The following is a 15,580-nucleotide window of genomic DNA, read 5'->3' as shown; positions in this document are numbered from 1 at the left end:
TATAAAACAAACAACCTAAGTCATTTAACCGCACTATTTTTCAAAAATGTTGTTTATTTATTCAGTCAGTACAATGACATGCAAAAAATGATTGACCCTATTTTTGCATCATGTATTATACACCGCATGCGGGAATAGCTCAGTTGGTAGAGCACAACCTTGCCAAGGTTGGGGTCGCGAGTTCGAGTCTCGTTTCCCGCTCCAAATTCAAAAAAACCCTCATCGAAAGATGGGGGCTTTTTTATTGATTTTATATTATGTTATCCCCAATCATACTTTCTTTATTATCTTTTATTTCACAGTTTCGGGCCCCAAATACGACATATTCGTAGGTAGTTGCAAAAAATAAATGCATTAAAATCATTAGATTTCTTTAATCCAATAGAATCTCATCAGCCAATCAAGCATCTCATTATCGACCAACTGGCATAATTTCATAAATCCATTTTTTTGTGTTTTAATGGTGATATCACAATGTAAAACACAATATTATGGATTTAATATTCAAAAAACCTGAAGAAGTTGTTGCTTTATTATGTGAGAGGCTTCGTAAAGAACGTCTTTATCTGGAAATGACTCAAGCAGATGTTGCTGCGCGTGCGGGTATTGGTGTGAATACTGTATCTAATCTAGAAGCTGGTCGAAATGTTTCATTTGAAAATTTAGTACGTGTTGCCATGGTGCTCGGCCGATTAAAAGAATTAGAGGAACTTTTCAAACCACATTTAAATAGTGTAGATGACATGCTCCGCTATGAGAGTAATACGGCTCGCCAACGTATCAAAAGGAAATGAATCCATGCTCAAAAAACTTGATGTTTACTACAATGGATGGGGCGAATATTGGCTTTGGGGCACACTAGTTTCCTCAACTGCAATCACAGGTCGACCATTGATTGCTTTTGAATACAGCGCAGAAGCAATTAGTAAAGGTTTAGAGCTTTCATCTTACCTACTTCCGCTAAAAGGTGACCCATTAAGAAAGAACTTTCCTGCACATCAAATGGGATTACCAGGCCCTATATACGATGCCTTACCCGATGGCTGGGGCATGCTCCTGATGGATCGCTTATTTAAAAAAAATGGACTTAATCCAGCACGAGTTGGGCCTTTAGAACGCCTCACGTATATTAGTACACATGCAATGGGGGCATTATCCTTTGAACCTTCAGCATCCGAGTTAACATTAGCTGAAAATATTCCATTGCTAAGACTCGCTCAAGAAGTTCAGGAAGTTCTCAAAGGAGAAGGTGCCGAATTTTTACAGCATTTATTAATTATGGGCGGGTCTCCACAAGGTGCAAGGCCAAAAGCACTTGTTTATCGTGATCCTGTCACTAATGAATTCTCAACAGTTCACTCACATCAACATGAAGCTTGGCTGATCAAATTTCCCGCTCAGCAAGAGCATCCTGAAGTTTGTGCAATTGAAACTGTTTATGCAGAATGTTTGCGTCATTGTCATATTGACACCCCAGACACCCAATACTTCACTCTTCCGAATGGCCTAACTGCATTTGCCTCAAAAAGATTTGACCGCTGCGATGGCATGCGCATCCCTATGCAAAGTTTAGCTGCCTTTACAGGGGCTGATTTTAAATCACCTGGGAGTTTAGACTACAGCAACTTTCTTCGTGCTACACACTTTTGTACCAATGATATTCGCGAAAAAGCGATTGCATTCAAGCGCGCTGTTTTCAATGTGGTGTTCAATAATCGAGATGATCATTGCAAAAACTTTTCGTTTTTAATGTCTCAAAATGGACAATGGAAACTCGCCCCAGCCTACGACGTTACTTTCTGTGAAGGCCCAGGTGGATATCATCAAATGGATATTATGGGTGAAGCACTGGATATTACTCGGTCTGCCATTGTCAAACTGGGCATTCAGGAAGCAGAGCTTTCTATTCAAGAGGTTGATGAAATAATTAACTCAATTTGCGAAGTTGCCAGCCGATTTACGAAGATTGCTCATGATCTATTACCTGAACAAATTAGATCTGAAACTCTCCAAATGATCCAAAATAGGATTGAGCATAATATTCATTTATTGAATTGAATATAAACCATCCGATTTAATCAAAAGCAATCTGGAAATACATATAAAATTTAATCAATAACAAATCAGTGATAAACCCCGAACCCAAGATGGTATATCCACTGCGGGCTTTGGTCATTATAAACAGACAAAGACAACTTACATCCCTCTTGCACTGCAAGCCCATACTCTAATGTTAGCTCCTTGAGTTGCGCAGGTGATAAACTCAACCAAGCATTATCAGGAGCTGGTTCAATATTAAAAGTGACACTTTTAACAGCTTGCTCATATTTTCCAGTCTGAATATTCAGTTCTACGGAATCTGGAAAATGCTGATAAATAGATAATTCATCATCCTCAACATCAAAGCTATATACTTCCTGATTTTGCATATCTCTTAGACATGTATCTTTATATAACTGTTCCGTTAGCAAAGCTGCATTCACCTGAATATTAGAAAAGAGTTGTTCACCTTCTGAAGCAAAAAAGTTCTGATTAAACTTTTGAATTTGTTCATCATCATATTTTGTAAAGTCGCAGGTATTGGCATTGAATCTAAGTCTGGCATCAACCACCAGCTCATTATTAGACCAAGGCAAAAGTTGCGATAAATCTTGCGATTTATATTGTTTTTTGGTGTCCACATAACCTTCATAACCAGGCCGATTAAATACCGCCTGCTTTTTTGGCTGAGTTCTATCTTTATTTGCACAGTATTTATAGTTAAATTGTGGAATTACAATGTTGGGATGTTGCACAATATTTAAGCGATGTCGATTAACACGCCCTGCTGTCTGAACTATCGACTGCACACTTGAAGCATCAATAATCGCCCAGTCAAAATCATGATCGCGCCCAACTTCTTCTACAGGCGTCGCAATCACAATCAATGGAATATCTATAGCGTTAGAGGTCTGAACGATATTTAATATCTCTTCATCCGTATAAATATGTTCATTTCCCGTTGGGCGTTTTGTGCCATTTTTATGCCGCGTGAGCAAAAAGTCGAGTCGTTTTTCTTTGTGGAATCGTGAAATTAGCCAATCATGAGCATGGTAACAAGCAATCTGTGCATGTGGAAGTCGGCCTGATAAATGCTTTGCTAAATCAATAGCATGTTTGATATTTGCCACACGGATTAAACCAAATGAAAGTTTTTTGTCCTGTTTTTTAAGTGACCATCGATGTTGTTGATGTAGAGCTTCTGTCTGCTCCAAAATCGTCCTTTTCCATTGATCAACAGAAGGATTTTCAATACTGGCTAAACGTGCCAAACGATATGGCTGTTCTGCTTTAACCGTAAGAACGTGCTGCAACTCATCTAAATGCTGTTGATAAACCTGATTAAATACTGATGGTTCATGGCTTTTTTGTACCAGTATCTTGGGCTTCAATTCATTGTCTGCAATCGCTGCAATAAATTTTTGTGGTTCCTTATATAAGGCTGCACGAAGCTCGACTCCTGATTCAAAAGCGCGGTAAATGCTATCTGCGACTGTTGCTGAAAGCGTTGCAGATGAACAAATGACATGACGACCATACATTGCAGCCAATTGGACTAAACGCAATACAGCGATTAATGATTTAGGTTCATAACCATCAATTTCATCTAAAATCAGGTCACTGCTCATAATTCTGAGCAATGCTTTAACATGATGCCCTTGTCGGTGTGGTTCGCCTGCCGCGATTAAATAATCAATCGTGGATACCAATAAAGGCGAGGCTAAAACATTTTGAGCAACTTTATCTACTCCCCTTTTTCCTTTGACTATTTTAGTAAATAGAGGATGCAACCACTGTGGTAAGTCTTGATCCTGTGCATAAGCATCAAATACAGGTTCTGGTAAATTTTCATCTTCATCAGCCACAGACGCATTTGCACGACTTTCATTAAATAACTTTTGGCTGACATGATCACCAATAATCACGGCAATTTCATCATCCGACAGATTCATGGAGCTTTTAAGTGCATCACCAGTCTGTAACGTTAATGAGCGAAGATTCAGTGCAATGGCAAGGCGTGGATCATTCGGTCTTAATATACATGCTGCACGCAGGTTCATTCTGGTTTTACCACTCCCCGTTCCTGCAATATTCAGCAATAAGCAAGGGGTATCTGGCATTTTATTGATTTGCTTTTGTAAGGCATGAGCAACCAAATTTTGCCACTGAAATCTGGGTAAAGTAGAAGGCTGACAGATAAACTCAACCGTTTGTTCACTTAAACCAGCAAGATTCAAATCTGTCATCATTTTTGTGGCGATATACGCAGCACGATCTCCAACCTGCTGCAAATGCCAATCCAGAGGTTGATCTTGCATTCGCTCCTTTTTGCCTTGTGGACTATTTTTTATCTTTGTATTGGCAAATAGGCTGACATTTTCAGGTTTTGTTTCAGAAAACTGTTCCGCAGAAACGGTATGGTCTGCATGAATGAGTGCTGCGCGGCTATGTAGTGCTAAAGCTTTCCAATATAACTGTTGATCTTCCGTTGCTTGGGTCATTTTCGCTAAGCGGGCCATACGGTTTTGGTGACTTTTAAATATGCTGTCATTTAAATCACCCGCACAGGTGAATTGTTCTACACGAGGATGTTTTTCCCTGACATGCAAATCCGCATTTGGATACCAGTTGTTATCTCCCAATAAGCCATGATGCGTCACCACCAAATAATCCACGGCTTCTAATTCATTCAGCAAAAATTGTTTTCTTATCTTAGTACGTTCGCCCAGGGTTAAATCTGTTAAGTTACGATCAATATTTTTCCATGCTTCTGGCCAATTCCAGTTATTTTTACGCATTTGCTGCAATAGTTTCATCGACAACCATTCATGTCGTACATCATCTTTGAGCATCTGCCCTGCCATCGCAGGACTTAATTTGCTTTGAAAGTGCTGAGAAGCCTTACCAATGTCATGTACATCACCTGCAGCACCTGCAAGTAAACTTGCTGCTCGAACCCATTCAGGCACTTGTAGCTGCTTTTGTTGTTTAGATGTCGAGGCAACTGGATAAGCGCCCTCTAGATTAAAACGATGCTTAGAACCTACGACCCAAACCAATTTCATTCTGCGCATACCATAATTCACATAAGCTGCTACAGCAGTTTGACGTGTTGCTGTTTTTATCAGTGCGCTACGAATTTCTTTAAGACCTTCCATGGTCATAGGTGCCTGCCATGAACTTTGCCCAGTGCGAATTGCATAGCTATCTAAAACAGCTCTGGTCTTTTTTAAAGCGCGTTTTTCACAAGCGGATATAAAAATTGTATGCATATTGGATGGATATAATTATTCATTGGATTTAATCGCATCTCTGCGACACATCATGTCGTTTAACTAAAAATAGCATTTGATAATAAATATTTCATCCGCTATTAATACTCTAAACAAATATATTTTAATAACTTAGGATGCATTATGACAAAAGATACAGAGGAAAATCCTTATCAGCAAGCCTTGGCTGAATCTGTTCATTACAGCCTAAAAACCGTTAACTCAAATATTGAAAAAGGCGGTATCCGCCTTGCGCAAAGCCATGCATTAAACTTACCTTATATTTCAGCACGAACATTACTTGCTGATGATTTTCTTGTTCCAACCGACTACCAAGCAAATGCAGGTAAAACTGCAACTTTATTTAAAGTCGTCAAAGCAGCTCAATTAGATGAAGAGCTGTCCGAAGCAGATGAAGAATTTAAGCAAAACGTGGCCTTGCTTAAACCACATTTAAACAAGATATTTGAACAACCATTTACTGCAGGGTTGGATATTATTGATATTCGCATGCGTCAATTACTCATTCCTAAAAATAATGAGTATCTATCCATCAGCCCACTTTCAGCAGCAGGTCTGAATTTACTGATTAATACTGAAGTTGATGCACTTAAAGAACAACGTAAAGCAGAAGGTAAAAATACAAAACTGAAGAATATTAAGACAGCTGTATTTGGTATTGGCGGATCAAATCCGCAAAACGTCGGAAGTCTAGTCCGATCCATGCAACGTCCTCTTGTTCTTGACTCACCTACTCAAGATCCTGAAACACGCCTTGCTTTTCAGTATTTTTATAAAGGCTTTGATTACCAAATTTCAAATGCCTATATCAATCGAGCGATGTATCAGGAATTGACTGAATATGCAAAATCCTTGATTGAACAACAAAAACTAAGTTTAAAGGTGGGCTTCCATGAACATGGCATACACGCCCCTTTTTCAAATATGCAAACACGTGCAGCAGAATTAACCACTATTCAGAAAGTTGTCGATGATGTTCTGCAACAAGGGCAAGACATCCTCCAAATTTTAAAGTCTGTTGCAAATGATTTGCCTAGTTTAAAAGTGTTGGAGAGAAAATCGAGGTGGAGCCATCCGCGTGTATCTCTGATCGCTCAAGGCTTAATTAATCCTGAACTGCAACAATTTGAAGATTGGCAACAGTTTTTTGCAGATGATTTAGCAAGACGAATCACGAAACACAGTTACTGGAAAAAAGAGATTAAAAATACGGTTGATATTAGCCTATCGGAAGCTGATGCCAAAAGCTTCCTCTCACGTCGTATTCAGGAGCTTTTAAAATGAGTTGCTTCGTCGTTATTCCATACATTAAAGTGCAAGCAGCAAATTTTCAGAGCAATGGCTTAATTATGGGTGGTGCTCCACTGATGGCTGCTGCCATGTTTAGCCATCACCTTGCGCGTCAAATTGATGAAGAAGATCTCGGCTTTTATTATGTGCACCATGATATACAACCACTTGGTGGAGAAGCTTATGGTCGCTTCACTCCAGCACAACGACGCGGCGCGACATTCATTGGTAAAACAGATTACTCATCAAAAAATAAATATGCGCTTTCACTACAGCCTACTGCAAGCTGTCATTTGCTGTTCAGTTTAGTAATTGAATTTGACGCTAGACGTCCAGATCTAGACACATTAGTTCAAACTATCAAAAGAAGTAAATTTGCAGGCGGTCATATTCTCGAGTTTGGGAAAATTCAAGATTTTAATGATGCTGAAGATGCCTTGGCTCAGATCAGCTCTGGCTTTTTAATTCATGATAGGAATGATTTATTAACCGCCTATCAAAAAGCATATCAAGTAAATCGTTTGCAAGCCTTTAGCCAACTTTTAGCGCATCGTCCGCAAGCTAAAAATAGTGATACACCTATTTTAGAACATTTACCGAATGAAAACTTAGCATGGCTTTCTGCAACAACTTTAGGTTATGCCTTACTTGAACAACCAACTGCTGATCGTGCTGGAATTCGCCATGCCGATGATCAGGATGAAACACAGCATGCCTATGCAGAACCTTTAACAGGCTTGATTCAGTATCACTCACTTAATTCAATTTTGAATGAAATCCGCCTCGAAACATCAATTTATCCCGATGGCTATTTAGAACAAATCCAATGGTCGTATCACTGGATTCAAGACAACGTTTTTTTATTGCAACAAAATCAGCAGATCAACAACTAATTGACATTTATAAGGAATAAACATCATGTCTACATCTGAAAATTTCAAAAAATTACCAGGCAGCCTTTCTTTACAACGCGGAACATTAATCAGTGATGCTGCTTTCTACCATTTGCATGCTGATGGCAAAGAAGAGGCACTACATGTGATGTATCATGGTATTCGTGGTACTCAAAACGTGGCAGGCAATAAAGATAAAGGTGCTGCTTCGGGTAACACTGTCGCTCGTGAAGTTTCCAATATTCAAATGACAGAATCGGCTAAACTTTTGCCTGATGCTAAGCTTCTAGTCAAATGGAGTTTACGTTTCATCGACTTAGATCATATTTTATTTGCTTCAGCATCCAAAGCAGGTACAGACAAACAAGAGGAAAAAGACTTTCGCGCAAGTTTCAAGGATTTTATTGAAAAGGCGAAAAATAGCGAAGGGATTGAAGAAGTTGCTCGTCGTTATGTACGCAACATTGTGAATGGGCGTTGGTTATGGCGTAATCGCAGCGTTGCAGAACATATTTTGATTAAAGTCAGCGAAATCATTGAACATGATCAAAATCAGACAACTAAAAGCTATAAATTAATTGCTGAATTTAATGCTTTGGATTACAGCCTAAAATCATTTGATGATGTTTCTGAAAGTGAAAATAAAATTGCCAATATCTTAGTCAAAGGCATGCAAGGTGATGTCAATTCAGGATTACATATTGAAGCGATTGTAGATTTTGGCATGGGCGGTGTTGAAGTCTTTCCATCACAAAACTATCTTGAAGAAAAACCAAAAGGTTTTTCGCGCTCACTGTATCAACTCAATCCTATCCGCCCTGAACGTCAGGCCAAAGACAATCAGTTTTTAGGACAAGCAGCGATTCGTGACCAAAAAATTGGCAATGCCTTACGCACCATTGATACTTGGTATGACAAGTTTTTAGAGAATGATAGTAAACCAATTCCTGTAGAGCCAAATGGCGCAAGCCTAGACGCACAGGACTTTTTCCGTGTAGACAAAAAGAAAAAAGATTCTGCTTTTGATATTTTAAAAGAAATTCGCAGTTTAGACCCAAATAGCGATAAAGGTATGTTCTTAATAGCCTGCTTAGTTCGTGGCGGCGTTTACTCTGAGGGAGAGTAATATGCAACCCAACTATTATCTTGATATTCGGATTTTGGACAGTGCGGATGATGGCGAGCTTACCCTCGCCCATCTGCGCAATCAAATTTACAGTATTGTGCATGGCGCTTTTCGAAAAATGCCAGAAAAATTCGCCTTGGCTTTAGAAATTTCACCACGCCAGCAACGAAAAATGCTGGCCAAAGAAGCGAAATACAATCACCCCATAACACCAAATTATGATGTTTTACGTATTTTTGCATCGGAACAAGATGATTTAGATCAATTGGTTGAGAGCATTAAAGGTCATTGGAAAATTAGAGACTATGCTGTACTCAATCATCCTGTTGCTGTGCCTATAGCAAAGGTGACGGGTTGGCGCTGTTATTTTCGTTTTCGATTACCGACCTTAAAAGCTGAACCCAATTTTTTAAAAGATTATCCTGAACGAGAAAGTTTACATACCAAACGTCTTAATAAAGCCAAGAAACTTCCTTACTTTAAGGTCATTAGTCAAAGTACTGGACAAAGTTTTACGGTTCCTATTGAGATTTTTGATATTAATTTTGAGGAAGAAAATTTTGGACTTCCTGAAACTTACAAGGATGTTAACGTGTTAAAAAGTGGTTTACCTGATGGGTATGGCCTAGCACGAAAACAACACGCTTTCGCATTACCTGTGTTTGAGGTATAAAAATGAGTGATTTCCGTCAGCAACGCAGTCGTGCCCTGATGTTATCTAAACGAGCCTGTGTATTCTACCTTGAACGAGTACGGGTCATGCTCAAAGATGATCGGATTGTGTATCTGACGGATAACCTTCAACCGATGGAACATTTTTATAATATTCCTGAAAAAAATACGGCGTTCTTATTACTCGGTAAAGGCAGCTCCTTAACCGATGCTGCCGCCCGTCGTTTGGCAGAATCTAATGTCATGGTTGGATTTTGTGGTTCAGGTGGTTCTCCTCTCTTTTCATCACTTGATCTCACTTTCCTCGCACCACAAAGTGAATATCGCCCAACCGAATATATGCAAACTTGGATGAGAGCTTGGCTTGAAGATGATGCTCGCTTACTGATGGCTAAAGTTTTACTAAGCGAACGTGTGTCTATTACTGAAAAAGCATGGAAAAAGAATATCAACTTAATACAACACGGTATATCGCTTGACCCCATTGCTATGACACGTTTTCTACAAGATATTGATTTGGCAAATAATCAAACAGAATTATTAGCAGCCGAAGGCCGTTGGGCAAAAAGTCTCTATAAACAACTTGCATCGGGTTTAAATTTTGAATTTAGCCGTGAGGAAGGAAAAGGGTCGCATGAGTCCTTACGTGATATTGCCAATAGTTATCTAGATCATGGTAATTACATTGCTTATGGTTATGCTTCTGTCACACTAAATGGTATGGGAATAAGTTTTGCCTTACCTATTTTGCACGGTAAGACACGTCGTGGTGGTTTAGTTTTCGATATTGCAGATTTAGTAAAAGATGCTTTTGTTATGCCACAAGCGTTTATTTCTGCCAAAAATGGACATAATCAAAAAGAGTTTAGAATGCAACTGATTGAATCCTGCCAAGATCAGGATGTCTTAGACTATATGTTTAACTTCATTTCTGAGCTATGCAATAAAATCAAATGATTTCAAAAGTTTATTGATTTTTGTTTTTTTGATCTATTTTCACTCTTTAAAAACCTATATCATTATTATCTAGAGCTTTTTATGATAAAAGTTCTAGTTTGCCATCGCCCAGATGGTTTAGAAGTGACTGCGTATCAAAGTTTTGGAAAAACTATGGTTTGCCATCGCCCAGATGGTTTAGAAGAACATCAAGTCCGACCACTCGGCTGACTGTACGTTTGCCATCGCCCAGATGGTTTAGAAGTAAGAGCACTCAGGAGCAAGAGCAGGAGGATTGTTTGCCATCGCCCAGATGGTTTAGAAGCAAAGTAGTTATTTGAGTTTTGTAAGATTGGCGTTTGCCATCGCCCAGATGGTTTAGAAGTTGTGCCGTAGCTTGTGCTGAAAACTTTCCATGTTTGCCATCGCCCAGATGGTTTAGAAGTTGTGGCGGGTGTGATGGACAAGGTAAGGTTCGTTTGCCATCGCCCAGATGGTTTAGAAGATTCATTGAGCCAAATAAAGTGATTATTTGGCGTTTGCCATCGCCCAGATGGTTTAGAAGACTACCACTTTGCCATCAACCACTTTTGTGAAGTTTGCCATCGCCCAGATGGTTTAGAAGTTTTGCTAACTACGATGATGAAGGTGGTGCGCGTTTGCCATCGCCCAGATGGTTTAGAAGCAAACAATAAGTTTACAATTGACGCATTTACCGTTTGCCATCGCCCAGATGGTTTAGAAGTCACCTTCCATATTCATCATAATCATGGATGAGTTTGCCATCGCCCAGATGGTTTAGAAGTGCTTGCCACTCTGTGCGCTCGAAACTCTGTAGTTTGCCATCGCCCAGATGGTTTAGAAGATGATCTGCTGTCACAATAATATTAGAAAATAGTTTGCCATCGCCCAGATGGTTTAGAAGTTCCGGCAGACACATTCAAGCTGCTGCCTTTTGTTTGCCATCGCCCAGATGGTTTAGAAGTGAGAAATACTCAACCTTTTTCACATCACTTAGTTTGCCATCGCCCAGATGGTTTAGAAGCCCCTGGTCGTACTCAACAAAGCGTTTAAAAAGTTTGCCATCGCCCAGATGGTTTAGAAGGGCATTGTGTGAGCTTGCATCATCAAAACGGCGTTTGCCATCGCCCAGATGGTTTAGAAGTTTAACAGGACGACGAGGTTTCGGCTCAGCTTGTTTGCCATCGCCCAGATGGTTTAGAAGTACTGGTAACAAAATTGAGAAAAACCGTCCTGGTTTGCCATCGCCCAGATGGTTTAGAAGGTCGAAGCAATTCATACATCCATGAGTTACTAGTTTGCCATCGCCCAGATGGTTTAGAAGTGATGGTTGCGATGCCTATGAGACGGATACACGTTTGCCATCGCCCAGATGGTTTAGAAGTGGCGCTAAGGTGCGATATTACGATGCAATGCGTTTGCCATCGCCCAGATGGTTTAGAAGAAACCGCATCGAATGAAGAATCGGAAAAAGAAGTTTGCCATCGCCCAGATGGTTTAGAAGTTTGCTGCAGCCAAACTGGACTCTCAGATGAAGTTTGCCATCGCCCAGATGGTTTAGAAGTGCAGACAACCGTACTCAAACTTTAGCGGTTAGTTTGCCATCGCCCAGATGGTTTAGAAGTGCAATCATCATGAGCTGATTCGTTCTTTGTGGTTTGCCATCGCCCAGATGGTTTAGAAGTGTAAGCGATATTTCCTGCGCATCCCGCGATTGTTTGCCATCGCCCAGATGGTTTAGAAGAATCCCAACCGTTAATCGTTGGTAATCAAATGGTTTGCCATCGCCCAGATGGTTTAGAAGATTGTTTGCTCACGACTCACACCACTTGATAAGTTTGCCATCGCCCAGATGGTTTAGAAGAAATATGTTCGTATTGATCGTAGTCATCGGCTGTTTGCCATCGCCCAGATGGTTTAGAAGTTATTCATTCGATAGCCAAGATTAGCCATTGTGTTTGCCATCGCCCAGATGGTTTAGAAGTTAACAATCTGGTTAGTGCTTGCCATAGTGTTGTTTGCCATCGCCCAGATGGTTTAGAAGACGTTGTTCACATTGCTGATATTGATAATGTGGTTTGCCATCGCCCAGATGGTTTAGAAGGATACCTTCTTTAAAATATTTAAGTTTTCAAGGGTTTGCCATCGCCCAGATGGTTTAGAAGTATGAGTCGAGGGGGTGAACATAGCTTGTTTTGTTTGCCATCGCCCAGATGGTTTAGAAGATAACGTGTAGAATTGGGTTCATGTATAAATGGTTTGCCATCGCCCAGATGGTTTAGAAGAATGATGACTGAAATCGTGGATGGTCGCGACAGTTTGCCATCGCCCAGATGGTTTAGAAGAGATCTAAAACAGGCTTGAGTCTTAAAAATTTGTTTGCCATCGCCCAGATGGTTTAGAAGAATGACGCAGGAAGAAATGAGCCGCTTTCATTCGTTTGCCATCGCCCAGATGGTTTAGAAGTCAAACACTGTTTCACTAAGCTCCCCGCCACAGTTTGCCATCGCCCAGATGGTTTAGAAGATGATGCTGACTCTAAAGCAGACTCGCGGTGAGTTTGCCATCGCCCAGATGGTTTAGAAGCTTCCGCAATTCGATAATCGAGTGTTCTTTCACGTTTGCCATCGCCCAGATGGTTTAGAAGTGCTTATGCTAGAAATTCTTATGATGTGAAGCGTTTGCCATCGCCCAGATGGTTTAGAAGGAAATACATGGCGCTCAAATAGAATCACTGGTGTTTGCCATCGCCCAGATGGTTTAGAAGAATAGAAGAGTTTTTTGACGGAATAACAAAGGGTTTGCCATCGCCCAGATGGTTTAGAAGAATTATTTTCTGCTCGGATACCATCTAAGAAAGTTTGCCATCGCCCAGATGGTTTAGAAGATATTAATTAACCCATACATATCAATAAGAGCGTTTGCCATCGCCCAGATGGTTTAGAAGATAACTCGTCTTGATGATAGATGGTATGCGTTGTTTGCCATCGCCCAGATGGTTTAGAAGACGACCTACAGACTGCAAATAGCGTGATAGCGGTTTGCCATCGCCCAGATGGTTTAGAAGAAGCACTGTTGCGTTGGGGAACGCGCGTATGAGTTTGCCATCGCCCAGATGGTTTAGAAGCAAAGCCGCCAACGCCGCGATCCGTTGTAGACGTTTGCCATCGCCCAGATGGTTTAGAAGTCTGCCTGCACTGTGTCCATAAACTTTGTAACGTTTGCCATCGCCCAGATGGTTTAGAAGACTAATAAGGCAAGCTGTAAACTATTGTGCGTGTTTGCCATCGCCCAGATGGTTTAGAAGTATAGCTATTAAGCTCAACAAAGGTACAGCATGTTTGCCATCGCCCAGATGGTTTAGAAGATGTTTAAACTTGGTCTTACTTTGGACCAAACGTTTGCCATCGCCCAGATGGTTTAGAAGACGACTTACCACCACCACGACCACCGTGATAAGTTTGCCATCGCCCAGATGGTTTAGAAGTGCCGAAACTTGGCAGAAAAAATCCGTTGTACGTTTGCCATCGCCCAGATGGTTTAGAAGAATCGTGCCTGTATATGGCAAGCGTTGGTATAGTTTGCCATCGCCCAGATGGTTTAGAAGTCACCGAATGCATCTGAGCTATGCGAAGCCCAGTTTGCCATCGCCCAGATGGTTTAGAAGCCTCGTAGTCTTGATCGCTTCAAGTGAGATGGGTTTGCCATCGCCCAGATGGTTTAGAAGCTTATCTATAGATCGCTTATCCGCTCTTTTGCGTTTGCCATCGCCCAGATGGTTTAGAAGTGATCTAATTAAAGATCAGGGTGCGTGGTGGTGTTTGCCATCGCCCAGATGGTTTAGAAGTGCTTAGATAAAAGCAGCTTTAAGACTGTTTTGTTTGCCATCGCCCAGATGGTTTAGAAGACAGCAGTTCAAAAGCCGCATACATCAAGACGGTTTGCCATCGCCCAGATGGTTTAGAAGTTTTAGCTCATCCGCTTAAAGATGCAATGGGTGTTTGCCATCGCCCAGATGGTTTAGAAGATTGAGTTCGAGTGGTAAAAGTGGCGATCTGGGTTTGCCATCGCCCAGATGGTTTAGAAGTCGTAAAATCGGCTTTCGCCGTGTTGTCTTGAGTTTGCCATCGCCCAGATGGTTTAGAAGTTTGGCTTGAGAATACCGTCCAATGTTTTTTGGTTTGCCATCGCCCAGATGGTTTAGAAGACTTTTGTGAATTTGGTTTTGCTGTTTTGATCGTTTGCCATCGCCCAGATGGTTTAGAAGAAACAGCACATCAGAATACATCTCAGACAAAAGTTTGCCATCGCCCAGATGGTTTAGAAGTTCATGTGATTTCTTACAGTTGTATCACTAAAGTTTGCCATCGCCCAGATGGTTTAGAAGTTTGTAGGTTTGATTGAAATACCCATTAGCACGTTTGCCATCGCCCAGATGGTTTAGAAGACAACGACTGTTCAATTACTGGAAGTCAGCAGGTTTGCCATCGCCCAGATGGTTTAGAAGAATCGTTCCAGTCTACGGTGCGGTGAACTGGAGTTTGCCATCACCCAGATGGTTTAGAAGTTTACTGCGCTCAACAAATAGCTGCTCATAGTGTTTGCCATCGCCCAGATGGTTTAGAAGTTGGCAATAATATCGAGCATCTGCCGAGCGTTGTTTGCCATCGCCCAGATGGTTTAGAAGAAGCAAACCTGACTCCCAAAATTGGGTAGGTCGTTTGCCATCGCCCAGATGGTTTAGAAGACATCACAACTTGCTGGATTAACGACAGGAGAGTTTGCCATCGCCCAGATGGTTTAGAAGTGATTCGCGCTAGAATATGGAAACTATACCAAGTTTGCCATCGCCCAGATGGTTTAGAAGTATTTGGGAAGCACATGAAGCAAACCCTGAATGTTTGCCATCGCCCAGATGGTTTAGAAGAGTTCTGTGCGCAGGTCTTCAATTGACATATTGTTTGCCATCGCCCAGATGGTTTAGAAGAACGTGTGCGCCCTCTGGTGCTTTGCAGTATCGTTTGCCATCGCCCAGATGGTTTAGAAGAAGCTAGACCAAGCGTTCCAAAGGTCGAAACCGTTTGCCATCGCCCAGATGGTTTAGAAGTTGTTCTATAGCTTTTGCTTTCCATGTGCCTTGTTTGCCATCGCCCAGATGGTTTAGAAGAGCCATACGCCACGCAGCAGAAACAGCCTTTCGTTTGCCATCGCCCAGATGGTTTAGAAGACCATTGCCAAGTGTTCAAGCTGCTTTGCGCTGTTTGCCATCGCCCAGATGGTTTAGAAGGATTGAAGCCATGCGCAACCGA

At 41.1% G+C, this 15,580-nt stretch carries 8 protein-coding genes, 1 tRNA gene and 1 CRISPR repeat array (1 of these 10 running past the window's edge); of the genes, 8 read left to right on the top strand and 1 reads right to left on the bottom strand.

The genetic code is table 11. The features are described from left to right. Nucleotides 1–128: 128 nt before the first annotated feature. The 3 genes from FTV28_RS09805 (at nt 129) to FTV28_RS09795 (ending at nt 2,058) form a co-directional block, all read left to right on the top strand. Nucleotides 129–204: transfer RNA gene (locus FTV28_RS09805), tRNA-Gly, on the top strand. Between the two features lie 287 nt (nt 205–491). Continuing rightward, nucleotides 492–794 (top strand): helix-turn-helix transcriptional regulator, encoded by a 303-nt coding sequence (locus FTV28_RS09800; protein WP_070153706.1) that lies wholly within the window; start codon nt 492–494, stop codon nt 792–794. A 4-nt stretch (nt 795–798) separates the two neighbouring features. Beyond that, entirely contained in the window at nt 799–2,058 is a 1,260-nt protein-coding gene (locus FTV28_RS09795) for a type II toxin-antitoxin system HipA family toxin (RefSeq protein WP_179990262.1), read from the top strand. A 65-nt stretch (nt 2,059–2,123) separates the two neighbouring features. Here the strand turns inward: FTV28_RS09795 and cas3f are convergent, their stop codons facing one another. Beyond that, nucleotides 2,124–5,312: a type I-F CRISPR-associated helicase Cas3f gene (gene cas3f, locus FTV28_RS09790; protein ID WP_179990260.1), complete on the bottom strand. Its 3,189-nt coding sequence runs from the start codon at nt 5,310–5,312 to the stop codon at nt 2,124–2,126. Nucleotides 5,313–5,456: 144 nt separating this feature from the next. On the opposite strand from cas3f, the gene FTV28_RS09785 reads away from it, so the two are divergent. Genes FTV28_RS09785 through cas1f form a run of 5 tightly spaced genes read left to right on the top strand, consistent with a single transcriptional unit; the run spans nt 5,457 to nt 10,271 of the window. Further along, on the top strand, nt 5,457–6,617 hold the full coding sequence (locus FTV28_RS09785) for a type I-F CRISPR-associated protein Csy1 (protein WP_179989011.1): 1,161 nt from the start codon (nt 5,457–5,459) through the stop codon (nt 6,615–6,617). Beyond that, nucleotides 6,614–7,516, top strand: a complete 903-nt coding sequence (gene csy2, locus FTV28_RS09780) for a type I-F CRISPR-associated protein Csy2 (RefSeq protein WP_179990258.1) — start codon at nt 6,614–6,616, stop codon at nt 7,514–7,516. The genes FTV28_RS09785 and csy2 overlap by 4 nt, the downstream gene beginning before the upstream one ends. Before the next feature lie 25 nt (nt 7,517–7,541). Continuing rightward, entirely contained in the window at nt 7,542–8,642 is a 1,101-nt protein-coding gene (gene csy3 / locus FTV28_RS09775; protein WP_179988742.1) for a type I-F CRISPR-associated protein Csy3, read from the top strand. Between the two features lies 1 nt (nt 8,643). Next, on the top strand, nt 8,644–9,315 hold the full coding sequence (locus FTV28_RS09770; RefSeq protein WP_131261194.1) for a type I-F CRISPR-associated endoribonuclease Cas6/Csy4: 672 nt from the start codon (nt 8,644–8,646) through the stop codon (nt 9,313–9,315). A gap of 2 nt (nt 9,316–9,317) precedes the next feature. Beyond that, nucleotides 9,318–10,271, top strand: coding sequence for a type I-F CRISPR-associated endonuclease Cas1f (cas1f, locus tag FTV28_RS09765; protein ID WP_070154190.1), 954 nt, complete (start codon nt 9,318–9,320; stop codon nt 10,269–10,271). A gap of 96 nt (nt 10,272–10,367) precedes the next feature. Further along, nucleotides 10,368–15,580: a CRISPR direct-repeat array (repeat unit 28 nt; unit sequence GTTTGCCATCGCCCAGATGGTTTAGAAG); it runs 1,778 nt beyond the window's last position.

Origin of the sequence: Acinetobacter sp. YH12252 (assembly GCF_013417365.1) — a bacterium.
GTDB lineage: Bacteria > Pseudomonadota > Gammaproteobacteria > Pseudomonadales > Moraxellaceae > Acinetobacter > Acinetobacter towneri.
The sequence above is the reverse complement of the archived record's forward strand: the minus strand, read 5'-3'. Positions and strand labels throughout refer to the sequence as shown.

What these genes read in the sequence shown, in the direction of transcription:
- FTV28_RS09800 (WP_070153706.1), top strand. Translation starts at nt 492, where the DNA reads ATGGATTTAATATTCAAAAAACCTGAAGAAGTTGTTGCTTTATTATGT.
- FTV28_RS09795 (WP_179990262.1), top strand. Translation starts at nt 799, where the DNA reads ATGCTCAAAAAACTTGATGTTTACTACAATGGATGGGGCGAATATTGG.
- cas3f (WP_179990260.1), bottom strand. Translation starts at nt 5,312, where the DNA reads ATGCATACAATTTTTATATCCGCTTGTGAAAAACGCGCTTTAAAAAAG.
- FTV28_RS09785 (WP_179989011.1), top strand. Translation starts at nt 5,457, where the DNA reads ATGACAAAAGATACAGAGGAAAATCCTTATCAGCAAGCCTTGGCTGAA.
- csy2 (WP_179990258.1), top strand. Translation starts at nt 6,614, where the DNA reads ATGAGTTGCTTCGTCGTTATTCCATACATTAAAGTGCAAGCAGCAAAT.
- csy3 (WP_179988742.1), top strand. Translation starts at nt 7,542, where the DNA reads ATGTCTACATCTGAAAATTTCAAAAAATTACCAGGCAGCCTTTCTTTA.
- FTV28_RS09770 (WP_131261194.1), top strand. Translation starts at nt 8,644, where the DNA reads ATGCAACCCAACTATTATCTTGATATTCGGATTTTGGACAGTGCGGAT.
- cas1f (WP_070154190.1), top strand. Translation starts at nt 9,318, where the DNA reads ATGAGTGATTTCCGTCAGCAACGCAGTCGTGCCCTGATGTTATCTAAA.